Source organism: Blastococcus sp. CCUG 61487 (genome assembly GCF_005222955.1).
GTDB lineage: Bacteria > Actinomycetota > Actinomycetes > Mycobacteriales > Geodermatophilaceae > Blastococcus.
In genome coordinates this window covers 1,857-24,571 of record NZ_LWUA01000030.1, presented here as the reverse complement: position 1 = coordinate 24,571, position 22,715 = coordinate 1,857, and the positions used below count along the sequence as shown (strand labels likewise).

At 73.4% G+C, this 22,715-nt stretch carries 25 protein-coding genes and 1 pseudogene; 17 read left to right on the top strand and 9 right to left on the bottom strand.

The genetic code is table 11. From position 1 onward, the window contains the following. A partial coding sequence (locus tag A6V29_RS03220) for a transglycosylase family protein (RefSeq protein WP_170977668.1) occupies positions 1 to 304 on the top strand: 304 nt, incomplete at its 5' end. Between the two features lie 24 nt (positions 305 to 328). Here the strand turns inward: A6V29_RS03220 and A6V29_RS03215 are convergent. Next, the gene (locus A6V29_RS03215; RefSeq protein ID WP_137158954.1) at positions 329 to 1,129 is read right to left on the bottom strand and encodes a crotonase/enoyl-CoA hydratase family protein; all 801 of its coding nucleotides are present in this window, start codon (positions 1,127 to 1,129) and stop codon (positions 329 to 331) included. Positions 1,130 to 1,206: 77 nt separating this feature from the next. Here A6V29_RS03215 and A6V29_RS03210 point away from each other — a divergent pair, with 77 nt between their 5' ends. The 4 genes from A6V29_RS03210 to A6V29_RS03195 all read left to right on the top strand — a co-directional run bounded on the left by A6V29_RS03210 (position 1,207) and on the right by A6V29_RS03195 (position 4,355). Next, a complete protein-coding gene (locus tag A6V29_RS03210; RefSeq protein ID WP_212718966.1) occupies positions 1,207 to 1,608 on the top strand; it encodes a DoxX family protein in 402 nt (133 codons plus the stop codon). Between the two features lie 94 nt (positions 1,609 to 1,702). Beyond that, a complete protein-coding gene (gene fabG, locus A6V29_RS03205; protein WP_137158953.1) occupies positions 1,703 to 2,407 on the top strand; it encodes a beta-ketoacyl-ACP reductase in 705 nt (234 codons plus the stop codon). After that, a complete protein-coding gene (fabI, locus tag A6V29_RS03200; RefSeq protein ID WP_170977667.1) occupies positions 2,407 to 3,180 on the top strand; it encodes an enoyl-ACP reductase FabI in 774 nt (257 codons plus the stop codon). Before fabG ends, fabI begins: the two co-directional genes overlap by 1 nt. A gap of 53 nt (positions 3,181 to 3,233) precedes the next feature. Next, entirely contained in the window at positions 3,234 to 4,355 is a 1,122-nt protein-coding gene (locus A6V29_RS03195) for a ferrochelatase (RefSeq protein ID WP_137158952.1), read from the top strand. Here the strand turns inward: A6V29_RS03195 and A6V29_RS03190 are convergent, their stop codons facing one another. The 3 genes from A6V29_RS03190 to A6V29_RS03180 all read right to left on the bottom strand — a co-directional run bounded on the left by A6V29_RS03190 (position 4,356) and on the right by A6V29_RS03180 (position 7,288). Next, positions 4,356 to 4,988: a hemerythrin domain-containing protein gene (locus A6V29_RS03190; RefSeq protein WP_137158951.1), complete on the bottom strand. Its 633-nt coding sequence runs from the start codon at positions 4,986 to 4,988 to the stop codon at positions 4,356 to 4,358. Positions 4,989 to 5,049: 61 nt separating this feature from the next. Beyond that, positions 5,050 to 6,498, bottom strand: a complete 1,449-nt coding sequence (argG, locus tag A6V29_RS03185) for an argininosuccinate synthase (protein ID WP_137158950.1) — start codon at positions 6,496 to 6,498, stop codon at positions 5,050 to 5,052. Between the two features lie 52 nt (positions 6,499 to 6,550). Continuing rightward, positions 6,551 to 7,288 carry an Rv1486c family protein gene (locus A6V29_RS03180; protein ID WP_137158949.1) on the bottom strand — a complete coding sequence of 246 codons (738 nt, stop codon included), beginning with the start codon at positions 7,286 to 7,288 and terminating at the stop codon, positions 6,551 to 6,553. A 99-nt stretch (positions 7,289 to 7,387) separates the two neighbouring features. Between A6V29_RS03180 and A6V29_RS03175 the strand changes: the two genes are divergently transcribed. Together A6V29_RS03175 and A6V29_RS03170 are read left to right on the top strand one after the other, a co-directional pair. Then, positions 7,388 to 7,825 carry an NfeD family protein gene (locus tag A6V29_RS03175; RefSeq protein WP_137158948.1) on the top strand — a complete coding sequence of 146 codons (438 nt, stop codon included), beginning with the start codon at positions 7,388 to 7,390 and terminating at the stop codon, positions 7,823 to 7,825. A 77-nt stretch (positions 7,826 to 7,902) separates the two neighbouring features. Continuing rightward, entirely contained in the window at positions 7,903 to 9,123 is a 1,221-nt protein-coding gene (locus tag A6V29_RS03170; protein ID WP_137158947.1) for an SPFH domain-containing protein, read from the top strand. A gap of 51 nt (positions 9,124 to 9,174) precedes the next feature. Here A6V29_RS03170 and A6V29_RS21450 read toward each other — a convergent pair whose 3' ends face one another. The 3 genes from A6V29_RS21450 to A6V29_RS03160 are packed head-to-tail and all read right to left on the bottom strand — an operon-like array spanning position 9,175 to position 10,636. Then, positions 9,175 to 9,369 (bottom strand): sigma-70 family RNA polymerase sigma factor, encoded by a 195-nt coding sequence (locus A6V29_RS21450; protein ID WP_249932975.1) that lies wholly within the window; start codon positions 9,367 to 9,369, stop codon positions 9,175 to 9,177. After that, positions 9,279 to 10,142 (bottom strand): sigma-70 family RNA polymerase sigma factor, encoded by an 864-nt coding sequence (locus A6V29_RS03165; RefSeq protein ID WP_249932974.1) that lies wholly within the window; start codon positions 10,140 to 10,142, stop codon positions 9,279 to 9,281. The genes A6V29_RS21450 and A6V29_RS03165 overlap by 91 nt, the downstream gene beginning before the upstream one ends. Beyond that, the gene (locus A6V29_RS03160; protein WP_137158946.1) at positions 10,139 to 10,636 is read right to left on the bottom strand and encodes an ATP-binding protein; all 498 of its coding nucleotides are present in this window, start codon (positions 10,634 to 10,636) and stop codon (positions 10,139 to 10,141) included. Before A6V29_RS03160 ends, A6V29_RS03165 begins: the two co-directional genes overlap by 4 nt. 221 nt (positions 10,637 to 10,857) lie before the next feature. On the opposite strand from A6V29_RS03160, the gene A6V29_RS03155 reads away from it, so the two are divergent. Beyond that, the gene (locus tag A6V29_RS03155; protein ID WP_137158945.1) at positions 10,858 to 12,708 is read left to right on the top strand and encodes a SpoIIE family protein phosphatase; all 1,851 of its coding nucleotides are present in this window, start codon (positions 10,858 to 10,860) and stop codon (positions 12,706 to 12,708) included. A gap of 58 nt (positions 12,709 to 12,766) precedes the next feature. Next, the gene (locus A6V29_RS03150; RefSeq protein WP_137158944.1) at positions 12,767 to 13,777 is read left to right on the top strand and encodes a DNA topoisomerase IB; all 1,011 of its coding nucleotides are present in this window, start codon (positions 12,767 to 12,769) and stop codon (positions 13,775 to 13,777) included. A gap of 57 nt (positions 13,778 to 13,834) precedes the next feature. Here the strand turns inward: A6V29_RS03150 and A6V29_RS03145 are convergent, their stop codons facing one another. Both A6V29_RS03145 and A6V29_RS03140 read right to left on the bottom strand, forming a co-directional pair. Then, entirely contained in the window at positions 13,835 to 14,230 is a 396-nt protein-coding gene (locus A6V29_RS03145; RefSeq protein ID WP_137158943.1) for an STAS domain-containing protein, read from the bottom strand. 262 nt (positions 14,231 to 14,492) lie between these two features. Beyond that, entirely contained in the window at positions 14,493 to 14,930 is a 438-nt protein-coding gene (locus A6V29_RS03140) for a hypothetical protein (protein ID WP_137158942.1), read from the bottom strand. A gap of 189 nt (positions 14,931 to 15,119) precedes the next feature. Between A6V29_RS03140 and A6V29_RS03135 the strand changes: the two genes are divergently transcribed. From A6V29_RS03135 to A6V29_RS03100, 8 genes and pseudogenes are all read left to right on the top strand, one after another. Continuing rightward, positions 15,120 to 15,689 carry a DUF1360 domain-containing protein gene (locus A6V29_RS03135; RefSeq protein ID WP_137158941.1) on the top strand — a complete coding sequence of 190 codons (570 nt, stop codon included), beginning with the start codon at positions 15,120 to 15,122 and terminating at the stop codon, positions 15,687 to 15,689. A 143-nt stretch (positions 15,690 to 15,832) separates the two neighbouring features. Then, the gene (gene ku / locus A6V29_RS03130; protein WP_137158940.1) at positions 15,833 to 16,816 is read left to right on the top strand and encodes a non-homologous end joining protein Ku; all 984 of its coding nucleotides are present in this window, start codon (positions 15,833 to 15,835) and stop codon (positions 16,814 to 16,816) included. A gap of 1 nt (position 16,817) precedes the next feature. Next, entirely contained in the window at positions 16,818 to 17,846 is a 1,029-nt protein-coding gene (gene ligD / locus A6V29_RS03125; protein ID WP_249932973.1) for a non-homologous end-joining DNA ligase, read from the top strand. Then, entirely contained in the window at positions 17,843 to 18,775 is a 933-nt protein-coding gene (gene ligD, locus A6V29_RS03120) for a non-homologous end-joining DNA ligase (RefSeq protein ID WP_249932971.1), read from the top strand. The genes ligD (A6V29_RS03125) and ligD (A6V29_RS03120) overlap by 4 nt, the downstream gene beginning before the upstream one ends. 13 nt (positions 18,776 to 18,788) lie before the next feature. Next, positions 18,789 to 19,471, top strand: a pseudogene (locus A6V29_RS03115) (DUF6518 family protein). Positions 19,472 to 19,534: 63 nt separating this feature from the next. Next, a complete protein-coding gene (gene purU, locus A6V29_RS03110; protein ID WP_137158938.1) occupies positions 19,535 to 20,416 on the top strand; it encodes a formyltetrahydrofolate deformylase in 882 nt (293 codons plus the stop codon). Between the two features lie 153 nt (positions 20,417 to 20,569). Beyond that, positions 20,570 to 21,043 carry a Fur family transcriptional regulator gene (locus tag A6V29_RS03105; protein WP_137158937.1) on the top strand — a complete coding sequence of 158 codons (474 nt, stop codon included), beginning with the start codon at positions 20,570 to 20,572 and terminating at the stop codon, positions 21,041 to 21,043. After that, entirely contained in the window at positions 21,040 to 22,698 is a 1,659-nt protein-coding gene (locus tag A6V29_RS03100; RefSeq protein WP_137158936.1) for a catalase, read from the top strand. Before A6V29_RS03105 ends, A6V29_RS03100 begins: the two co-directional genes overlap by 4 nt. The last annotated feature ends 17 nt before the right edge of the window (positions 22,699 to 22,715 follow it).

Sequence of the window (22,715 nt, the reverse complement as noted above, 5' to 3'; positions counted from 1 at the left end):
GCCGCCCGCGGCCGCCCCGCCCCCGGCCCGGACGGCTCCCGGAACGGCGGCGCCCGCGCCCAGCACGGGGCGGAACTGGGACGCCGTCGCGCGGTGCGAGTCGGGCGGGAACTGGAGCATCAACACCGGCAACGGCTACTACGGCGGGCTGCAGTTCTCGGCGCGCACGTGGACCGGCTTCGGGGGTGGCGAGTTCGCGCCCCGCGCCGACCTGGCCACCCGCGAGCAGCAGATCGCCGTCGCGGAGCGGGTGCTCGCGGTGCAGGGCCGGGGTGCCTGGCCCACCTGCGGCCGGTACCTCTGACCCGACCGGGCGGGGTGCGCGGAGCTAGGCGCCGCCGCCGAGCCGGCGCCGGACGACGGCGGCTTGCTCGGGGGAGCCGATCAGCTTCCCGATCTCGGTCTGCTCCGCGGCGAGGCCCTCGGCCAGCGGCACCCGGCCGGCCAGGTCCACCAGCCGCTTGATGGCCCGCGTCGCGCTGCGGCTGTGCCCGGCGATCTCGCGGGCCAGCTCGAGCGCGGCGGCCAGCGGGTCGGCCTCCTCGCGGGTGGCCATCCCCAGTCGCACGGCGTCGGAGCCCGACACCTTGCGGCCGGTCAGCGCCAGCTCCTTGGCGACGTCGCGGCCGACCAGTTCGGGCAGCAGCTGGGTGCCGCACATGTCCGGGACGATGCCCCACAGGATCTCCATGAGGGACAGCTGCGCGTCGGGGGTGACCAGCCGGATGTCCGCGCCCAGTGCGATCTGCAGCCCACCGCCGAAGGCGACGCCGTGCACCGCGGCGATCACCGGGGCCGGCACGAGCGACCACACGTGCACGACCTGCTGGGCCAGCGCCGCGGCGGCGCCCAGCGGCTCGGGGGCGTTCGCCTGCCGTTCCCGCGTCCGCTCCTCGCCGCGCTCGGCCATGTCGGCGAACGAGCCGAAGTCCAGGCCGGCGCAGAACGCGCGGCCGGCGCCGTGGAGGACGACGGCGCCGACGTCGTCGCGCGTCATCAGCTCCTTGCCGGTGGCGAGGATCGCCGCGAACATCGCCGGGTCGAGGGCGTTCATCTTCTCGGGCCGGTCCAGCCGCACCGTCGCCACGCCGTCGGCCACTTCGAGCGCCACCCGGCGCGACTCGTCCATGCTCGCTGTCTACGGCCGGCACCACCGGCCTGTCAACGCGCCCGGCGGAGCGGTGGGCGTGCTGCCAGGCTGGCGCGGTGACCTCGCTGCTCCGCACCGCCGCCCGGCTGCTCCTCGGCACCATCATGGTCGGCGCGGGGGTGATGCACCTGACCACCCAGCGGCAGGAGTTCCAGGCGCAGGTGCCGGAGTGGTTCCCCGTCGACGAGGACCTGACCGTGCTCGGTTCGGGCGTCGCCGAGATCGCGCTCGGCGCCTCTTTCGTCGTGCTCCCGCGCAGGAAGAAGCTGATCGGCGGGCTGCTCGCCGCGTTCTTCGTGGTGATCTTCCCGGGCAACGTCGCCCAGTACGTGGAGGGCACCGACGCCTTCGGCCTGGACACCGACACCAAGCGGCTGGCCCGGCTGTTCTTCCAGCCGCTCCTCGTGATGTGGGCGCTGTTCGGCGGCGGCTGGACGCGGCGCGACCTGCGCCGCTGATCCGTGCCCGCCCTACCCACGGGTAGGCGGTGCCGCCGGTGAGCAGGGGATAGGTTCGTGCAGGACTCGGGAGCTCGTCGGGCAGGGGAGTGGCGTGGGCAGATCGGTGCTGGTGACCGGCGGCAACCGGGGGATCGGGCTGGCCATCGCCCGCTCGTTCGCCGAGCAGGGCGACGCGGTGGCGGTGACCCACCGCGGCAGCGGCGCTCCCGACGGGCTCTTCGGCGTCCAGTGCGACGTGACCAGCGCCGACGACGTCGACCGCGCGTTCACCGAGGTCGAAGCCCACCAGGGCCCGGTCGAGGTGCTGGTGAGCAACGCCGGGATCAACCGCGACGGCCTGCTCATGCGGATGAAGGAGGAGGACTTCACCGACGTCCTCGACGCCAACCTCACCGCCGCCTACCGGGTGGCCAAGCGCGCCAGCGCCAGGATGGTCCGCGCCCGCGCCGGCCGGATGATCTTCGTCTCCTCCGTCGTCGGCCTGCTCGGCTCGGCCGGCCAGACCAACTACGCGGCGTCGAAGGCCGGGCTGGTCGGGCTGGCCCGCTCGATCGCCCGGGAGCTCGGCAGCCGCAACATCACGGCCAACGTGGTGGCGCCCGGCTTCGTCACCACGGACATGACCGCGGAGCTGCCGGAGAAGCGGCAGCAGGAGATCCTGGGGCAGATCCCGCTGGGCCGGTACGCGTCGGTCGAGGAGATCGCCGGCGTGGTGCGCTTCCTCGCGAGCGACGCGGCGGGCTACATCACCGGGGCGGTCGTCCCGGTCGACGGCGGACTGGGGATGGGGCACTGATGAGCGGGATCCTGAGCGGCAAGAAGGTCCTGGTCACCGGCGTGCTGACCGAGGCGTCGATCGCGTTCGCCACCGCACGCATCGCCCAGGAGCAGGGCGCCACCGTCGTCCTCTCCAACTTCGGGCGGGCGCTGTCGCTGTGCCAGCGGATCGCCAAGCGGCTGCCGCAGGAGGCCGCGGTGATCGAGCTCGACGTCACCGACGCCGAGCACCTGTCGACGCTGGCCGACCGGCTCCGCGAGCGGGGGTTCGACAGCCTCGACGGGGTCGTCCACTCCATCGGCTTCGCCCCGCAGGAGGCGATGGGGGAGGGCTTCCCCGAGGTCGCCTGGGAGCACGCGGCGACGGCGTTCCAGGTGTCGGCCTGGTCCTACGCCTCGCTCACCCAGGCCTGCCGCCCGCTGCTGGCGAACCCCTCCTCGGTGGTCGGGCTGACCTTCGACGCCTCGGTCGCCTGGCCGGTCTACGGCTGGATGGGTGCCGCCAAGGCGGCGCTGGAGTCCACCTCCCGCTACGTGGCCCGCGAGCTCGGCCCCGAGGGCGTGCGGTCCAACATCGTCGCCGCCGGCCCGCTGCGCAGCATGGCGATGAAGTCGATCCCCGGCAGCGCCCAGTTCGAGGAGGCCTGGGAGGGGCGCGCCCCGCTGGGCTGGTCGGTCACCGACACCGAGCCGGCCGGCAAGGCCGTCGTCGCGCTGCTGTCCGACTGGTTCCCCGCCACCACCGGCGAGATCGTGCACGTCGACGGGGGCTTCCATGCCGTCGGTGTGTAGAGCCGTCGGCGTGTGAGCGCATCCGTCCGTACCAGGAGAAGAGAAGAACCACCGTGCCCCGCGCAACAGTCGACATCACCCCCGCCGGCCAACGACCCGACGAGGACCCGTCGCTCGCCGTCCGCAACAACGGCGGCGTCGAGCCGTCGTCCGACCCGGCGCCGGCCGGTCGGCGGGAGGCGCTGCTCGTGCTCTCGTTCGGCGGGCCCGAGGGCCCGGACGACGTCATGCCGTTCCTGGAGAACGTGACCCGCGGCCGCGGCGTTCCGCGGGAGCGGCTGGAGGAGGTGGCCGAGCACTACCACCACTTCGGCGGCGTGAGCCCGATCAACGAGCAGAACAAGGCGCTGATCGCGGCCGTGGAGAAGGAGCTCGCCGCGGCGGGGATGGACCTGCCGGTCTACTGGGGCAACCGGAACTGGGCGCCCTACGTCGAGGACACCTGGGCGCAGATGGCCGCCGACGGGATCGAGCACGTCTACGTGTTCCCGACCTCGTCCACCGCCTCCTACTCCAGCTGCCGGCAGTACCACGAGGACATCGCCAGGGCCCGCGTCTCCTTCGGCGGGGGCCCCACGGCGGAGAAGCTGCCGCACTACTTCGACGCCCCCGGCTTCATCCGGGCCAACGCCGATGCCCTGGCCGCCGCGATCGCCTCGCTGCCCGCCGAGGTGCGCGACAGCGCCCGCCTGGTCGCGACGGCGCACAGCATCCCCGACTCGATGGCGGCCGTCGCCGGTCCCGACGGCGGCGCCTACCAGGCGGAGCTGCTGGCCGCCGCCGAGCGCGTGGTCGCCGAGGTCGCGCCGGGCCGGACGTTCGACCTGGTCTGGCAGAGCCGCAGCGGGCCGCCGTCGGTCCCGTGGCTCGAGCCCGATGTCAACGACCACCTGCGCGCGCTGGCCGCGAGCGGGGAGACCGCCGTCGTCCTGTTCCCGATCGGGTTCGTCAGCGACCACCTCGAGGTGATCTGGGACCTCGACAACGAGGCGAAGGAGACCGCGGAGGAGGTCGGGCTCGCGTTCGCCCGCGCGGCGACGGCGGGCATCCACCCGGCGTTCGTCGAGTCGGTCCGGCTGCTGCTCGAGGAGCGGCGCGCCGGCGGCCTGCCGCGGCTGGGCACCAACTGCCCGGCGCACTGCTGCTTCGTGCCGCCCAGGCCCGCGCGCGGTTGATCACCGCCAGGTCGGTGCCACCTCACGGTGGTAGCGGCGGCCGAACACCCGGCTGAAGACGGTGACCACCGGCGTGGGCACGGTCGCCTTGAGGAAGGCGCGGTGCTCGTCGCTCATGCCGTCGGTCAGCCAGGCGAAGAAGGGGCCGGCCACCCGCGGCGGCTGGCTGCGCAGCTTCTTCTCCACGGCGTGCCACTCGGGGGTGTCCTCGACCCGGTGCAGGTACGGCTCCAGCTCGCTCTCCTCGTGCCGGAGGTGCCGCTCGACCACCTCCCGGGTGCGCTCGACGCTGGCCCGGGCCGTCGCCGCGTCGGCGGCGGACCCGCTCGACGCCAGGGCCTGCATCGTCCCGGCGGTCTCGGCGAGTGCCTCGGCCATGGTGTGGTGCTCGCTCTCCATGGCGGCGAGCAGGTCGCGGTCCACCCCGGCGCCGGCCAGCATCGGCCAGATGTAGGTGTCCTCGCCCTCGTGGTGGTGGGTCAGCTCGTTCCGCAGGTTGCGGTAGGCCCGGTCCAGCGCCTGGGCGCGCGGACGATCACCGTCCTGCAGCGCACCCAGGGCGGCCGACAGCCGATCCAGGTCCCGACGGACGGCGGCGTGGATCACCCGGTTCATCGTCATCGGCTCGGTCATGCCGGAGGACGCTAACCACGTCGGGCCCCGCGCTGCAGGGGTTCGCGCGCGCTGCGGCTGCTCAGTCGGTGCCGGACTCCATCGCCGCACGGTCGAGCAGCTCGTCGTGCTCGGAGACCTCCCCGCGCGACGCGATGGTCTCCGCGCCACCCTGCTCGGAGGCGTCGATGAGCCCGGTGGACGCCGCCTGCGCCGCACCGATCGACGCCCGCACGGAGCCGCCGACCATGCCCAGTCGCGCGTACTGCTCGAGCCGGGCGCGGGAGTCGGCGATGTCGAGGTTGCGCATCGTGAGCTGACCGATCCGGTCGACCGGGCCGAACGCGGAGTCCGAGGTGCGCTCCATCGAGAGCTTGTCCGGGTGGTAGCTGAACGAGGGGCCGGTGGTGTCCAGGATCGAGTAGTCCTCGCCCCGCCGCAGCCGGATCGTCACCTCACCGGTGACCGCCATGCCGACCCAGCGCTGCAGCGACTCCCTGAGCATGAGCGCCTGGGGGTCCAGCCAGCGGCCCTCGTACATGAGCCGGCCCAGGCGGCGGCCCTCGCTGTGGTAGGTCGCCAGGGTGTCCTCGTTGTGGATCGCGTTGACCAGCCGCTCGTAGGCGATGTGCAGCAGCGCCATGCCGGGCGCCTCGTAGATGCCGCGGCTCTTGGCCTCGATGATCCGGTTCTCGATCTGGTCGGACATGCCCAGTCCGTGCCGGCCGCCGATCGCGTTCGCCTCGATGACCAGGTCGACCGCGGACGCGAACTCCTTGCCGTCGATCGTGACCGGCCGGCCCTCCTCGAAGCCGATGGTCACCGTCTCCGGCTCGATCTCCACCGCCGGGTCCCAGAACCGCACGCCCATGATCGGCTCGACCGACTCGATGCCGGTGTCCAGGTGCTCGAGGGTCTTGGCCTCGTGCGTCGCGCCCCAGATGTTGGCGTCGGTCGAGTAGGCCTTCTCGGCGCTGTCGCGGTAGGGCAGGCCGTGGGCGACCAGCCACTCCGACATCTCCTTGCGGCCACCGAGCTCGGTGACGAAGTCGGCGTCCAGCCACGGCTTGTAGATCCGCAGCCCCGGGTTCGCCAGCAGCCCGTAGCGGTAGAACCGCTCGATGTCGTTGCCCTTGTAGGTGGAGCCGTCGCCCCAGATCTGGACGTCGTCCTCGAGCATGGCCCGCACCAGCAGGGTGCCGGTCACGGCGCGGCCCAGCGGGGTGGTGTTGAAGTAGCTGCGCCCGCCCGAGCGGATGTGGAAGGCGCCGCAGGTCAGCGCCGCGAGCCCCTCCTCGACCAGCGCGGCCCGGCCGTCGACCAGCCGGGCGAGCTCGGCGCCGTAGGCGGTGGCCCGGCTGGGCACCGAGGCGATGTCGGGCTCGTCGTACTGGCCGATGTCGGCGGTGTAGGTGCAGGGGACCGCACCCTTGTCGCGCATCCACGCGACCGCCACCGAGGTGTCGAGACCACCGGAGAACGCGATGCCGACGCGTTCGCCGACAGGGAGGGACGTCAGGACCTTGGACACGGGCACGAGTATTCACGACGATGCATGACCATGCAGCACTGGGTGGGTGATCTCACCGCGGCAGCGCGTTGTAGGCGGCCGTCACCGCCTCGCGGACCGCGTCGCCGAGGGGGCGGAGGACGGCGTCCCGCCGGGCGGCCTGGCCGGAGGTGACCGCCCCGCCCGGGGCGTCGGCCAGCGCCAGGTCGAGGACGGCGGCCACGCGCAGCGCGCGGCCGAGGATGGACAGCGCCAGCGGGTCGTGGTCCTGCGGCAGCCCGGGTGCGGGCTTCGGTCGCGCCAGGTCGGCGAGCAGGCCGGGCACCTCGGGGTGCCACCGGGCGAGGTCCAGCTGGGCCAGCGTCCGGGCGGACTCGGTGATCGCCAGGTCCAGGGCCCCCGACGCGGAGCGGAGCGTGCCCTCGGCGGGCGGAGGCGGGGGAAGGGCTCCGTCCAGGGAGAAGGCCGTCCACTGCACGACCTCCGGGCCCAGCGGCTCCGGCACGAGCGCCACCCGCTCACCGACGGCGGCCTGCCCCGAGGCGAGCGCCGCCGCGGCCAGGCCCGGGACGGCCGGCAGCCCGCGGACGTCCCCGGGCACCGGCAGCACCAGCCGCAGCCGGCGCTCGCCCAGCCCCCTCAGAGCGGTCAACGCCGCGCCGAGCGGCACCGCGCCGTCGGTGTCCGGCAGACCGCTCACGCGGTGGGCGGTCTCACCGGTGACCGCGTCGAGGGCCTCGTCGTAGGACGTGCGGCCGGCGAGCCATGCGGTGGTCCACACCGCAAACCGGCCGGCGGGGTAGTCGTGCACCGCCCGAGGCTATGTCGCGCCCCCTTCGAGGTCGGGCCGCACCCGCCGCGCCGGAGGCGAGCGGAGCGTGGCAGGGCGCCGTTCTGCCAGACTTCCGCCATGGCTGCGTGGTTGCTCTGGCTGATCGCCGCCGGGCTGTTCGCCGGCGGCGAGATGCTGACGCTGGACCTGGTCCTGCTCATGCTTGCCGGCGGCGCGCTGGGCGGGATGACGGTCGCGCTCGCTGGGGGTGTGGTGGCCCTGCAGCTCGTCGCGTTCATCGCCGTCTCGGGCGCGCTGCTCGCCTTCGTCCGGCCGATCGCCAGGAAGCACCTCGAGGACCGCTCGCCGCTGCGGCTGGACGGGGTGGACACCCTGGTGGGCCGCACCGCCACGGTCACCCGCGCCGTCGACAGCTCGGGCGGGCGAATCCGGATGGGCGCCGACGAGTGGTCGGCCCGCACCCAGTACGAGGGCGAGGCGTTCCCCATCGGGACGACCGTCCGGATCCTCCAGATCGAGGGGGCCACGGCCGTGGTGGGCGACGCGCTGGAGTGAACCGGTGGACGGCGCGTGACCGGCGTCCTGCGACGTGAAAGGGTCGTTCTCGTCCCGCCCCGACGAAGGAGGCCCTCGTGGAGCCCGCCCTCATCGCCCTGATCGTCATCGCCCTGCTCGTGGTCGTCGTGCTGGCCAAGAGTGTGACGATCGTCCCGCAGGCCCAGGCGAAGGTCGTCGAGCGGCTCGGCCGCTACAGCCGCACGCTGTCGCCCGGCCTGTCGGTGCTCGTGCCGTTCGTCGACCGCGTGCGCGCCACGATCGACCTGCGCGAGCAGGTCGTCTCCTTCCCGCCGCAGCCGGTGATCACCGCCGACAACCTGCAGGTCGGCATCGACACCGTCGTGTACTTCCAGGTCACCGACCCGCGGCTGGCGGTCTACGGGATCGCCAACTACATCACCGGCATGGAGCAGCTGACGACGACGACGCTGCGCAACGTCGTCGGCGGGCTGAACCTGGAGGGCGCGCTGACCGGCCGGGACGGCATCAACAGCCAGCTGCGCGAGGTGCTGGACGGGACCACCGGCCCGTGGGGGCTGCGGGTCGCCCGCGTCGAGATCAAGGCGATCGACCCGCCGCCGTCGATCCAGGACTCGATGGAGAAGCAGATGCGCGCCGACCGCGACAAGCGCGCGGTCATCCTCACCGCCGAGGGGCACCGGCAGGCGGCCATCACCTCGGCCGAGGGCGAGAAGGCCTCGGCGATCCTCTCCGCAGAGGGCCGCAAGCAGGCCGCGATCCTCGAGGCCGAGGCCGAGCGGCAGAGCCGGATCCTGCGGGCCGAGGGTGAGCGCGCCGCGCTGTACCTGCAGGCGCAGGGCCAGGCGAAGTCGATCGAGACCGTGTTCCAGGCGATCCACGACGGCAAGCCCGACCAGGGGCTGCTGGCCTACCAGTACCTGCAGACGCTGCCGCAGATCGCGCAGGGCGACGCCAACAAGATGTGGATCGTCCCCAGCGAGTTCAGCAAGGCGCTGGAGGGGCTGGCCAGCCTCGGCGGGGCCGAGCAGGGCAAGTCGTGGATGGACGTCGAGCCCTCCGGGGACGGGCGTTCCGGCGGCCCCGAGCACGGGATCGACACCAGCAGCTGGTTCGAGTCGCAGCTGCCGCGCGCCGCCGACCAGCCCGAGGCCAAGATCGAGATGTCGAGCATCAGCGACTCCGCGCCGTCGGTGCCCAGCCCGCCGCCGCTGTCGCAGCTCACCCAGGACGTGCGCGACAGCGGCCCGGCCGCCGACCCCGCCGTCCGCGAGCAGTTCCACGCGACCGACGAGGATCCGCACGACCAGCGCTGAACGCCAGTGGCCCGGAACCACGTCGGTTCCGGGCCACCGGCGTTCAGCGGTCTAGTCCTTGAGGAGACCCTCGCGGAGCTTGGCCAGCGTCTGGGACAGCAGCCGGGAGACGTGCATCTGCGAGATGCCGATGTCGGCCGCGATCTGCGACTGGGTCATGTTGCCGAAGAACCGCAGGATGAGGATGCGGCGCTCGCGGGCCGGGATCGTCGCCAGCAGCGGCTGCAGCGACTCCCGGTACTCCACGCCCTCGAGCGCGGCGTCCTCCTCGCCGAGCGTGGCGGCCAGGGTGGGGAGTCGTCGTCCCCGGAGAGCCGCTCGTCCAGCGAGCTGCTGCGGTAGGCGTTGGCGACGGCGAGCCCCTCGAGCACCTCCTCGCGCGGGATGCCCAGGTGCTGGGCCAGCTCGCTCGGCGTGGGCGCGCGGCCGTTCTTCTGGGCCAGCTCGCCCACGGCGGCGTTCAGCGACAGGTGCAGCTCCTGGAGCCGGCGCGGAACCCGCACCGACCAGCCCTGGTCGCGGAAGTGCCGCTTGATCTCACCGGTGATCGTCGGCACCGCGAAGGAGAGGAACTCCACCCCGCGGGTCGGGTCGAACCTGTCGATCGCGGCGATGAGTCCCAGCGTCCCGACCTGCAGGAGGTCGTCGAACGGCTCGCCCCGGTTGCTGAACCGGCGCGCGAAGTGCCGCACGAGGGGCAGGTGCTCCTCGACGAGGATCTCCCGCAGCCGCTCCCGGCGCGGATCGTCCTTCTCCAGCGTGGCCAGCTCCGCGAACAGCGGGGCGGTGCGCTCGGCGCGGCGGCGGTTCTCGGAGACCGGCGGCTCGGGCTCGGGCGTCTCGCTCTCCGGCGCCTCGTTCTCGGGCGTCGCGGCCTCGGAGGTCGGCTCGTCACCAGCGGCCGCCGGCGCGGCCGGGGTCTCGGCCCCGCCGTCGGGCGCCTCGCGCGGCTCGGGAGCCACGCCGTCCCGCGGGTCCACCGCGATCCCCGAGGGGTCGGTGGCGGGCGACCGGGTCACCGGGCCACCGAGAAGGTCGGCCCGGCCTCGCCCGCGAGCTCCGGGGGACGCTGCCCCGGCAGGTACTTGTCCATGGCGATGACAGCCACCGGAGCGTCCGATCCGTTCCCGCCCGGCACCTGGGCCTGCGTCGAGGGCCGGCCTTCGACGGCGTCCACCAGCGTGGCGAGCACGGTCCAGCCGAACCCGTCGCGGGGGACGTCGGTCCCCTCCGCCGTCGGCACCCAGGCCTCGATGTGCAGGCCGCTGCGCGTGGTCTCGAAGACGACAGTCAGCTGCGGCTCGCCGTCGGCGATGCTGGCCAGCGTCGCGCAGGCCTCGTCGACGGCCAGCCGGAGGTCCTCGACGCTGTCGAGGTCGTAGTCCATCCGGATGGCCAGGTCACCGGCCATCGCCCGGACCGCCGGCAGTTGCATCGCGGTGATGGGCACCCGCAGCTCCAGCCGATCCGCGCGCCGCCCGTCCTGCGCGAGGGCACCCCTCGAGTCCACCATCCGTGTCCCGCTCCTTCGTCCCGGCGCACTCGGCCATCGAGTCGCGGTGTCCATCCTGCCTGTCCGCACGGTCCGCGGGGTGAGCCGGGCCGGTCGTGGGCGCGATGCCGACGGGCTCACCTACCCGGGCGGAGGCGCCCGTCAAACGTGGTCCAGGCCACGTCCGGACGGCCCCGCAGCGCGGTTGCCGAGGTCAGGAGGCTGTTGTTCCCTGGCCTGGGATGAGCGCCAGCCGCGGCAGTTCGCACGACCCCTTCCCGAGCCACGGACCGGAAGGGGCAGCCGCGCTGCTCGACGCGATGGAGGACGCCGCGGCCGCGATCTACTGCCTGACCGCGGGTGGGTCCGTCGTGTGGACCAACGCCAGCGCCCGCCGGCTCGGGGCCCTCGGCGGGCTGCCCGCCGTCGACGGCCGCTCGATCGGCGAGGTGGTGGACGCCGTCATCACCACGGGCCGGTCGGAGAGCCTCAGCGGCCCGATGGGGGACGGCGGACAGGTGGTCACCGCCGTCGTGCGGCCGCTCCGGGTGTCGGGCGGGCCGGGCGCGATCGTGGTGCTCGACCACGACCAGCGCGACGCCGACCCCTCCTCGTGGCCGCCGACCTCGGAGGACGGCGTGGAGGCCGCGCAGTCCTCGCTGCTGCCGCCGTTCCTGCCGATGCTGCCGGACCTGGCGCTGGCGGGCAGCTACCACCGCGCCACCTCGGTGCGTGCGGCCGGCGGCGACTGGTACGACGCCGTCCCGCTCGGCGACGGCCGGGTCGCGCTCGTCGTCGGCGACGCCGTCGGGCACGGGGTCTCGGCCGCGGGTGCGATGAGCCGGTTGCGCGGAGCCATGCGGTCGACCGCGCTGCGGGACCCGTCGCCGCCGGCCGTGCTGGGGAACCTCGACGCCTTCGCGACCCAGATGGAGGACGTCGAGGGCGCCTCGGTCTTCTACGCGGTCCTGGACGCGGGCACCGGAGAGCTCGCCTACACCGCCGCCGGCCATCCCGCGCCGCTCGTCGTCGGCAGCGACGGCGGCGCCGAGTTCCTCCCGGTGGTGCCCCGGCCGCCGCTGGGCAGCCTGCCCGGTGCCGAGATCCCGGTGCACCGGCACGTGCTCGAGCACGGCGCGACCCTGGTGCTCTTCTCCAACGGCGCGCTCGTCGGTGCGGGGTCCGACTACCTCGTCGCGCTGGACCGGCTGGTGGCGGCCTCGCGCGGCGTGCTGGCCCGCCCGGACGTGGCCGACCCGGAGACGGCCCCCGGCCTGGCCGCCGCGATCGCCGAGCGCATCCGCCGTCCCGAGGAGTGGCCCGACGACATCGCCGTCCTCGTCGCACACCGCCGCGCGACCCGGCCCGAGCCGCTGCACCTGGAGCTCCTCGCGGTGCCCGCGTCTCTGCCCGGCATCCGCCGCCGGCTCACCGCCTGGCTGACCGACCTGGGGATGAACGAGAACGACCGGGTCGGGGTGATGGTCGCCGTCGGCGAGGCCTGCGCGAACGCCGCCGAGCACGCCTACCGGGACGCCGAGCCGGGACCGATGTCGGTGCGCGCCGACGTGGACGTCGACGGGGTGCTCACGGTGCGGGTCCGCGACCGGGGCACCTGGCGGCCCCCGGACCGTGACCCCGGGGATCGCGGCCGCGGGCTGCTCATCATGCGGCAGCTCGTCGACGGCGTCTCCCTCGACGACGTGGACGGCACCACCGTGACGCTGACTTCGCGGCTGCGCCGCAACTCCGAGGACCCGCAGGCCGCGACCGGCGAGGTCGAGGGCGCCTCCGTCGTCGTGGACCGGGAGGGCGCCTGCCCGGTGGTCCGGGCCGCCGGGATCCTGGACGAGCGGAACGCCGACCAGCTCCGCATCCGGCTGCTCGAGGCCAGCCGCGGCGGAACCGCCCGCGTGGAGCTCGACCTCGCCGGCGTCACGCTGTTCAGCAGCGCCGCGGTCCGCGTGGTCCTCGCCGTGGCCCGCATCGCCCGCGAGGAGGGCTGGCAGCTGGTCGTGCACGCGACCGCGGGCGGGGTGACCCGGCATGTGCTCGAGATCAGCGGCCTCGGCGGGCTGGTCGACCTCCGCTGACGGGTGAGCCGCGCCCGGTCCGCGTTTGCGCGACCGCCCCGGTGACCATGCACCGGCGGTGAGACTGCGGCGGAGCGACGTCAACGCGCCCGGCTACCGGCGTCGCCGGGCCGGGCGGGGCTTCGCCTACTACGACATCGACGGCGCGCTGATCAAGGACGAGCGGCTGGACCGCATCCGAGGGCTCGCCATCCCGCCCGCCTGGCGCGACGTGTGGATCTGCCCGTGGCCCAACGGGCACATCCAGGCCACCGGCGTGGACGCGGCCGGCCGCCGCCAGTACCGCTACCACGACCAGTGGCGCGCGCGACGCGACGCGGAGAAGCACGAGCGGGTCCTCGAGATCGCCCGGCAGCTGCCCGACGTCCGGGACGCGGTCGCGGCCGGCCTGCGCAGCCGCGGCCTGACCCGGGACCGCGTGCTGGCCACGGCGATCCGGCTGCTCGACCTGGGTGCCTTCCGGATCGGCAGCGAGCAGTACGAGGAGGAGAACGGCACCTACGGGCTGGCCACGCTCAAGCGCTCGCACGTGTCGGTGCGCGGCGAGCGCACGTTCTACTCCTACACCGCCAAGGGCGGCATCGAGCGGGAGGTGGAGATCACCGACCGGCCCACGGCCACCGTCGTCCGGCAGCTGCTGGAGCGGCCCGCCGACGCGGGGGAGGACCTGCTCGCGTACCAGACCGAGGACGGCGAGTGGCGCGACGTCAGCAGCTCCGAGATCAACGCCTACCTCAAGGAGATCAGCGGCGCGGACATCTCGGCCAAGGACTTCCGCACCTGGACGGCGACGGTGCTGATGGCCGCCGCGCTCGCCGAGGCGCCCCCGCCGGGGTCGAGGACGGCGCGCAAGAAGGTGATCAGCGCCGCCTACAAGCAGGTCGCCGAACAGCTCGGCAACACCCCGGCGGTCTGCAAGGCCAGCTACGTCGACCCGCGGGTCGTCGACCGGTTCGAGCACGGGGAGACCATCCGCCAGCACGTGCTGGAGCGGGCCGAGGAGGCCGAGTCCGACCGGGACACGCAGAAGCTGCTGGAAGGCGCGGTCTGCCGGCTGCTCTCGGCCTGAGACGACGACGGGCCCCCGCGGAAGCGGGGGCCCGTCGTCGTGGGACGAGGTCGTTCGTCAGCGAGCGGTGCTGTCGGCGATCGTGAACAGGTCGATCAGCCCGGTCACCTCGAGCGGTCGGGTGACCGCGCGGGTCGTGGCGATCAGCCGCAGCCCCACCTCGCGGGCGCGGGCGGACTTCTGCGTCTCGACGAGCACGGCCAGCCCGGCCGAGCCCAGGAACTGGACGCCGGACAGGTCGATCACGAGCTCCTGGGGCGACTGCTCCAGCTGGGTGTCCAGCGTCGAGCGCAGGACCGGGGCGGTGAACGTGTCCACCTCGCCGACGACCGTCACCGTCACCACGCCGTCCTCGGTGGAGGTGGAGAGCGTGATCACGTCGTCGAAGGGCGCGTCGGTGCCCTCGGTCGACACGTCGGGCTGCCCCTCGGCAGGAAGGTCGGAAGTCGTCACGGACGGTGCTCCTCTCGGCGGCGGCCTGGCTGCGCACCGCCCGGTCAATCTACCGCTGCACGGACCGGAGGCCGCAGCCGCCGGGTCCGCACGTGGTCTACGCGGCCGGATACGGGCCTGGGCGGTCCGGTCCGGTGCGGCTTCCTGCTGAACCGCGGACCCAACGTAGACAACCGCCCCCGGACGCGCCAACCCGCCCCGCGCGACGGTGGGTCCGCGTCGCGTGCGGGGCGGGCAGCCGTCCGTCGGGCGGGGAGGCCGCTCAGCCGTCGGTCACGTGCACGGCGTTCTCCTCGGGCCCCTCGCCGCCGATGGGCGCCTCCTCGGTGGCGGCCACGTCGTCGCCGAGGCCCGGGGTGCCACCGGGCAGCGGCGTGATCGGGGTCTCCTGCTCCACCTGCGCCTCGGCCCGCTGCGGATCCTCGGCGGGCCGCACGTCCGGGGCGTCGTCGGGGACCTCGCGCGCCAGCCGGTCGCTGAGCGGCTCGCCCTCGGACTGCTCGCGCGCGGTGGTGCCGAAGTCGGTGCTGGCCGTCGGGCTCTCGCCGGGCAGCGCCTCGAACTGCGGGTCCTCGGCCCGTTCCATCGTGGGGGAGTCGTCCTGCGCGGTCTCGGGGATGCCGTCGTCCTCGGGGAAGATGTCCCGGGCGGTCTGACCCTCGGTCTGCGTGGTGTCGTCGGGAGTGCCGGGGTCGGTCATGCGCGTCTCCGTTCGTCGGGCGGGCGGCACCCGCTCTCGTCGTCCCCTGGGGGACTCGCGGCCGGTCGCGTGCGGACCGGCGTCGGTTCCGGGCCCTACCCGCCGACCCGAGCGCCATGCGTCGTGTGCGCTGCCCCACCGGCCGGGGCGGTGAGCATGCCCCGGAGACGGCGGGGGTAGCGCGGCACCATGTCGATCGCAGCCGAGGTCCAGCGGATCGGGGCGCCGGTCCGCCGGTGGGCCCGTACCCAGAAGCGCGAGTACACGCGGGGCGAGCCGCGGCCGCTCGCCGGTGACCTCGGCGCGATGGGCGTCTACGTCGGCCTGGTGTCGGCCGCGGCCGCCGCGGTCAAGGGCTCGAACAAGGAGCTGCCCGAGCGGATCCCGTTCGGGGACGCCGCCCTGCTGACGATCGCCACCTTCCGGTTGGCCCGCCGGATCGCGAAGGACCCCGTGACCGCGCCGCTGCGGGCGCCGTTCGTCCGGTTCGAGGGCACGTCGGGGCACGCCGAGGTCGCCGAGGAGGTGCGCGAGCACGGCGGCGTCAAGCACGCGGTGGGGGAGCTGCTCACCTGCCCGTTCTGCCTCGCCCAGTGGGTCGGCACCGGCTTCGTGTTCGGCTACGTCACCGCGCCCAGGGCGACTCGGCTGGCCGCGCTCACCATGACGATGGTGGCGGGTTCGGACGTGCTGCAGTTCGTCTACGACGGCATCCAGAACGGCGGTCTCGCGCCGTCGGACGGGCAGGACGCCCAGTAGTCCCGCGGCCGGCGGGGTTACTCCTACCGGGGGAGACGGCGCGGATTCCGACCTGCCGGACGCGCCACCGCGCACCTATCCTGTGATCTTGACCCGGTGCGGGTCGTTCCGGGCCCGTGCGGGCCCGTTCGGGAGGGGGCGGCATGCGATCGATCTGGCGCGGGGCCGTGTCGTTCGGCCTCGTCAGCATCGGCGTGAAGCTGTACTCCGCCACGGAGGACAAGGACATCCGCTTCCACCAGGTGCACGCCGCCGACGGCGGCCGGGTGAAGTACAAGCGGATCTGCTCGATCGACGGCGAAGAGGTCGAGTACAGCGACATCGCCAAGGGCTACGAGCTGCCCAGCGGTGAGGTCGTCATCCTCACCGACGAGGACTTCGAGGGGCTGCCGCTGAGCACCCGCCGCGAGATCGAGGTGCTCGAGTTCGTCGACCAGGACGAGATCGACCCGATCATGTTCGAGAAGACCTACTACCTCGAGCCCGACGGCCCGGCCGCCCGTCCGTACGTGCTGCTCCGCGAGGCGCTGGAGAACGCCGGCCAGGTCGCGATCACCAAGATCGCCATCCGCCAGCGCGAGTCGCTGGCCGCGCTGCGCGTCCGCGACGGCGTCCTCGTCCTGCACACGATGCGCTGGCCCGACGAGATCCGCCGTCCGGACTTCGCCTTCCTGGACGAGGACATCAGCGTGCGCCCGCAGGAGCTGAAGATGGCCGAGGCGCTGATCGGCTCGATGACCGGGGAGTTCGACCCGTCGGAGTTCACCGACGACTACCGCGAGGCGATGACCGAGCTCCTGGAGGCCAAGCAGAGCGGCGGCGAGGTCGCCCAGCCGGCAGAGCCGGCCGACGAGGGGGCGGCGGTGGTCGACCTGATGAGCGCGCTGCGCGCATCGGTCGAGCGCGCCCGCGGCGGCGCGGCCGCCGACGGCTCCGGCGAGGACTCCGGCGCGGCACCGGCGAAGAAGGCCCCGGCCAAGCGGGCTCCGGCGAAGAAGGCCGCCGCGACGAAGGACGACGACGAGAAGCCGGCTGCGAAGAAGAGCGCGGCCAAGAAGACGACGGCGGCGAAGAAGTCCGCGAGCGCCGACAAGCCACCGGCCAAGCGCGCCCGCCGCAGCGCCTGACGTGCCGACCCGGCGCGACGACCCGCTGGCCGAGTACCGCGCGAGTCGGGACCCGGCGCGCACCGCGGAGCCGCCCCCCGCACCGCTGCCGATGCTCGCCACCCCCGGCGAGCTCCCGGGAGCGGACGAGGACGCGCGGTGGGGCTACGAGTTCAAGTGGGACGGCGTGCGCGCCGTGGCGACGGTCCGCGGTGGCGTGCTCGCCCTGACCTCGCGCAAGGGCACCGACATCACCGTGCGCTATCCCGAGGTCGGCCGGCTGCCCGCTGCGGTCGACGGGCGCGACGTCGTCGTCGACGGCGAGATCGTGATGATGGACGACCGCGGCCGGCCCGACTTCGGTGCGTTGCAGAACCGCATGCACCGCACCGGCCCGGAGGTGGGGCGGCTGGCGGCTGCCGCGCCGGTGACCTTCCTCGTCTTCGACCTGCTGGCGCTCGACGGGGAGGACCTGCGCGACCGGCCCTACGCCGAGCGCCGCGCCCTCCTCGACGACCTCGCCCCGGCCGGTCACCGCTGGGCCGTGACGCCGTGGTTCCGGGGCGGCGGAGCCGAGGTGCGCGCGGCCAGCCAGGAGAACGGGCTCGAGGGCGTCGTCGCCAAGCGGCTGGGGTCGCCGTACCGGGAGGGGGTCCGCAGCCCCGACTGGCGCAAGGTCAAGAACTTCTCCACCCAGTCCGTCGTCGTCGGCGGCTGGCGGCCCGGCCAGGGCCGGCGCGTAGGGACGATCGGCTCGCTGCTGGTCGGGGTGCCCGACGACGAGGGCCGGCTGGTCTACGTCGGGCACGTCGGGACGGGGTTCCGCGACCAGGACCTGCGCGACCTCCAGCGCTCGCTCACCCCGCGGACGTCGTCGCCGTTCGACGGGTCGCTGCCGCGGGACATCACCCGGGACGCGCGGTGGGTGGAACCCGACCTGGTCGGTGAGGTGGCCTACGCGGTGTGGACGGCGGAGGGCCGGTTGCGGCACCCGTCCTGGCGGGGGGTCCGCGACGACCTGGAGCCCGACGACGTGGTGCGGGAGTCGTGAGCCCCGCCAAGCAGCGGGTGGAGATCGCCGGGCGGCAGCTGGCGGTGTCCAACCTGGAGAAGGTGCTGTTCCCGGAGGTCGGGCTCACCAAGGCGCAGGTCATCGACTACTACGTGCGGATCGCCCCGGTGCTGCTGCCGCACCTGGCCGGGCGTCCGGTGACCTTCACCCGCTGGCCCGACGGCGTGGACGGGCAGGCCTTCTTCGAGAAGAACAGCGCCCGGCACGCGCCGGAGTGGGTGCGGCGGGCGACGATCCCCACCCCGGGCAGCTCGCGCGGCCGGGAGACGCTCGACATGGTCGTGCTGGAGCACGTCGCGGACCTGGCCTGGGCGGCCAACCTCGCCGCGCTGGAGCTGCACGTGCCGCAGTGGCAGGTGGACGACGACGGCGTCCCGCAGCTGCCCGACCTGCTCGTGCTCGACCTCGACCCGGGGCCGGAGACCGGCCTCGCGGAGTGCTGCGTCGTCGCCGAGCGGCTGGGGGAGCGGCTGGAGGCCGACGGCCTGGACCCCGTGGTGAAGACGTCGGGGAGCAAGGGCATGCAGGTGTACGCGCCGATCTCGGCGCCGGCCGACAGGGAGCACCCGAGCCGGTACGCCAAGCAGCTGGCGCAGGAGCTGTCGGCCGAGACGCCGGACGACGTCGTGTGGCGGATGGAGAAGGCGCTGCGCCCCGGCAAGGTGCTCATCGACTGGAGCCAGAACAACCCGGCCAAGACCACCGTGGCGCCCTACTCGCTGCGGGCGCGGGCCGGGGCGACGGTGTCCACGCCGATCGGCTGGGACGAGGTCGACGCGGTGCGGGACGGCTCGCTCGACCCCGCGGCGCTGCGCTTCACCACCGACGAGGTCCTGGCGCGGGTCGAGCAGTACGGCGACCTCTTCGACGTCGCGAACGCGCGCCGGGGGACGCTGCCCGAGGTGTGACGTCGGACCCTGGGTGGAGCGCGGGATCCGTCCACGGTCCGACGACGCCGGACTCCCGGCCGGGCAGGCTCGGACCCTGACCACAGCACTCGCCCCACGGCCGGTGCCGACCCCGGCGCTGGTGGCCGTCGTCCTGGTGCTCGGTGCGGGGGTCGGTGCGCTCACCGAGGTGCTCCAGGGCGTGCTCGACGACCCGTGGGCGATGTGGCCAACTCCGTCGCGGCCTGGTGCGTCCCCGCCTTCGCCGTCGGCGCGCTGGCGCTGCACCTGCCCACGGCCGACGTCGCCGGCGTCGTGACCGAACTGCTGCTGGTCACCGCCTACTACGCGACCCAGTCCGCGCAGGGCGTGCCGCACGCGACCTCGGCCGCCGTCACCTGGTCGGCCGCCGGCGTGGTGGCCGGGGTGGTCTTCGCGGTCGCCGGGGCCTGGTGGCGGGCGGGGGAGCCGCGGCGGGCGGCGGCGGGGGTCGCGCTGCTCGCCGGGGTGCTGGTCAGCGAGGGGCTCCTGCGGGCGGTGCGCTTCCCGTGGCAGGGGTCCTCGGGGGTGATCATGGCCGTCGTCGGACTCGTCGTGGCCCTGGCGCTGGCGCGCTCGTGGCGGCAGCGGCTGGTCGTGGCGGGGTGCCTGGTCGTCGTCGTCCCCCTGGGTCTGCTCGGCGCCGAGGTCGTGGACCGTGTCCTCGCCGCCCGGTGAGCCCGCCGGGGCCGCCGCCCGCCGGGGCGCAGCGTGCCGGAGGGCCGGTGAGAGCATCGGCGCATGTCCGCCGTCGTCCCGCTCGATCCCCGCACCAGCGACCTGGGGCGGCTCGTCGTCCGCTGCCCCGACCGGCCGGGCATCGTCGCCGCGCTCAGCGGGCTCATGGCGGAGGTCGGCGCGAACATCACCGACTCGCAGCAGCACTCGTCCGACCCCTGGGGCGGCACCTTCTCGCTGCGGCTGGAGTTCCACCTCGCGGACCTCGCCGAGCGACGGGCCGACCTGGAGCAGCGGCTCGCCGCGCTGGCGGGGGAGTGGCAGCTGACCTGGCGCCTCACCGAGGCCAGCCATCGCCCCACCGTCGCGGTCTTCGTGAGCCGGACCGACCACGTCCTGCAGGAGCTGATCTACCGGGTGCGCGCCGGGGACCTGCGAGCCGAGATCGCCTGCGTCGTCTCCAACCATCCCGACCTGGAGCCGGTCGCGGCGGCCGCCGGCATCCCGTTCCACCACGTGCCGGTCACCCCGGCGACGAAGGCGGAGGCGGAGGCTCGGGCGCTGGAGATCGTCGGCGACGTCGACCTGGTGGTGCTGGCCCGCTACATGCAGATCGTGTCGCCGGAGTTCTGCGCGCGGTTCCCGGAGCGGCTGATCAACATCCACCACAGCTTCCTGCCGGCGTTCGTCGGCGCGAACCCGTACCAGGCGGCGCACGACCGCGGGGTGAAGCTGATCGGGGCGACGGCGCACTACGTGACCGCCGAGCTCGACGCCGGGCCGATCATCGAGCAGGAGGTCGCGCGGGTCGACCACCGGGCGGCGGTCGAGGACATGCGGCGGCTGGGGCGGTACGTGGAGCGGCAGGTGCTGGCGCAGGCGGTGACCTGGCACGTGGAGGACCGCGTGATCGTCGAGGGAGACCGCACCATCGTCTTCGCCTGAACCCGGCGACGATCAGCTTCCCTGATCATCGGGCGTCCTCCCTCACCGTGCACCGCGAGGGAGGAGGCTCCACGATCAGGTGCCCTGATCGTCGCCGCCCTTCGACCGGTGTTGATTTGACTGGATCAAAACAAGGGTGTTGAGTGGGGCGCGATGGAGACGACGTGGGCGCACCAGCTGCGCGAGGCCGGTCTGCGGGTCACCCGACCGCGGCTGTCGGTGCTCGAGGTCCTCTCCACCCACCCCCACGCCGACGCCGACGCGATCGTCACCGGCGCCCGCGCCCAGCACCCCACGCTGTCCCCCCAGACGGTGTACGGCGTGCTCGACGCGTTGGTCTCCGTGGGGCTCGCCCGCCGGATCGAACCCGCCGGTGCGCCCGCGCTCTTCGAGCTGCGGGTGGGCGACAACCACCACCACCTGGTCTGCCGCTCCTGCGGCGCGGTCGCCGATGTCGACTGCGCGGTCGGGGCTGCCCCGTGCCTGAGTCCCTCGGACACGGCCGGTTTCGTCGTCGACGAGGCCGAGGTCGTGTTCTGGGGGCTGTGTCGTGGCTGCCAGAACAGGGCAGCAGCAGAGTCAGTGCAGAACGAGCAGCACGCAATCCGAGAAGGAGCATCCGCATGACCGACGTCGCATCGCAGGGCCCGGCCCCGAGCGAGGCAAGCCGCCCGATCCTGACCAACCGCCAGGGTCACGCCATCTACGACAACCAGAACCAGCGGACGGTGGGCGCTCGCGGTCCGGCGACCCTGGAGAACTACCACTTCCTCGAGAAGATGAGCCACTTCGACCGGGAGCGGATCCCGGAGCGCGTGGTGCACGCCCGGGGTGCGACCGCCTTCGGCTACTTCGAGGCCGACGGCACGGTCGGTGACGAGCCGATCAGCAAGTACACCCGCGCGAAGCTCTTCCAGAAGGGCAAGAAGACCGACCTCGCGATCCGGTTCTCCACCGTGGCCGGCGGCCGCGACTCCTCGGAGATGGCCCGCGACCCCCGCGGTTTCGCGGTGAAGTTCTACACCGAGGACGGCAACTGGGACCTCGTCGGCAACAACCTGGGCATCTTCTTCATCCGCGACGCGATCAAGTTCCCCGACTTCATCCACTCGCAGAAGCCCGACCCGGTCACCTTCGAGGCCAACGTCGCCTGGCGCGCGTTCGACTTCTTCAGCCAGACGCCTGAGTCGATGCACATGATCATGCTGGTGTTCAGCCCGCGGGGGATCCCGGCCAGCTACCGCACCCAGCAGGGCTTCGGCGTCAACACGTACAAGTGGGTCAACGCCGAGGGCGAGACCGTCCTGGTCAAGTACCACTGGCACCCGCGGCAGGGCGTGAAGTCCTACACGGCCGCCGACGCCGCCGCCGTCCAGGCGGAGACGCTCGGTGCGCACACCAAGGACCTCTACGACGCCATCGAGCGGGGCGACTACCCGCAGTGGGACCTCTACGTCCAGATCATGAGCGACGACGAGCACCCCGAGCTGGACTGGGACCCGCTGGACGACACCAAGGTCTGGCCGGAGAACGACTTCCCGCTGCGCAAGGTCGGCACCATGACGCTGAACCGCGCGCCGGAGAACTTCTTCACCGAGAACGAGCAGATCGCCTTCGGCACCGGCGTGCTCGTCGACGGCCTGGACTTCTCCGACGACAAGATGCTGGTCGGCCGGACGTTCTCCTACTCCGACACCCAGCGCTACCGGGTGGGCCCGAACTACCTGCAGCTGCCGGTGAACGCCCCGAAGACGCGGGTGGCCACCAACCAGCGCGACAGCGTGATGGCCTACGGCGTCGACCTCGGCGAGGGCCAGAACCCGCACGTCAACTACGAGCCGTCCATCCAGGGCGGACTGCGCGAGGCGGAGTACCCGACCCACGACGAGCAGGGCCCGGTCATCACCGGCCGGCTCACCCGCAAGCGGATCCCGCGGACCAACGACTACCAGCAGGCCGGGGAGCGCTACCTGCTCAGCGAGCAGTGGGAGAAGGACGACCTCGTCCTCAACTTCGTCACCGCGCTGAAGCAGTGCCCCCGCGAGATCCAGGAGCGCATGGTGTGGCACTTCTTCATGTGCGAGGACGAGCTCGGCCAGCGCGTCGGTGAGGGGCTCGGCATCAGTGCCGACGACGTCCGCGGTCTGCCGCCGCTGCAGACCCAGACGCTCACCGACGAGGAGAAGCAGCGCGCTGCCAACCTCGGCAAGAACGGCCCGCGCGACGTCACCGGCCTGGAGATGACGCACTGCGTGCCCAACGAGCGCGTCGTCGTCGGCTGAGCACATCGTCGTCCTCC

Coding starts and splice junctions, on each gene's coding strand:
- A6V29_RS03215 (WP_137158954.1), bottom strand. CDS start 1,129: ATGGACGAGTCGCGCCGGGTGGCGCTCGAAGTGGCCGACGGCGTGGCG.
- fabI (WP_170977667.1), top strand. CDS start 2,407: ATGAGCGGGATCCTGAGCGGCAAGAAGGTCCTGGTCACCGGCGTGCTG.
- A6V29_RS03190 (WP_137158951.1), bottom strand. CDS start 4,988: ATGACCGAGCCGATGACGATGAACCGGGTGATCCACGCCGCCGTCCGT.
- A6V29_RS03175 (WP_137158948.1), top strand. CDS start 7,388: ATGGCTGCGTGGTTGCTCTGGCTGATCGCCGCCGGGCTGTTCGCCGGC.
- A6V29_RS03160 (WP_137158946.1), bottom strand. CDS start 10,636: ATGGTGGACTCGAGGGGTGCCCTCGCGCAGGACGGGCGGCGCGCGGAT.
- A6V29_RS03155 (WP_137158945.1), top strand. CDS start 10,858: ATGAGCGCCAGCCGCGGCAGTTCGCACGACCCCTTCCCGAGCCACGGA.
- A6V29_RS03140 (WP_137158942.1), bottom strand. CDS start 14,930: ATGACCGACCCCGGCACTCCCGACGACACCACGCAGACCGAGGGTCAG.
- A6V29_RS03135 (WP_137158941.1), top strand. CDS start 15,120: ATGTCGATCGCAGCCGAGGTCCAGCGGATCGGGGCGCCGGTCCGCCGG.
- ku (WP_137158940.1), top strand. CDS start 15,833: ATGCGATCGATCTGGCGCGGGGCCGTGTCGTTCGGCCTCGTCAGCATC.
- purU (WP_137158938.1), top strand. CDS start 19,535: ATGTCCGCCGTCGTCCCGCTCGATCCCCGCACCAGCGACCTGGGGCGG.
- A6V29_RS03105 (WP_137158937.1), top strand. CDS start 20,570: ATGGAGACGACGTGGGCGCACCAGCTGCGCGAGGCCGGTCTGCGGGTC.
- A6V29_RS03100 (WP_137158936.1), top strand. CDS start 21,040: ATGACCGACGTCGCATCGCAGGGCCCGGCCCCGAGCGAGGCAAGCCGC.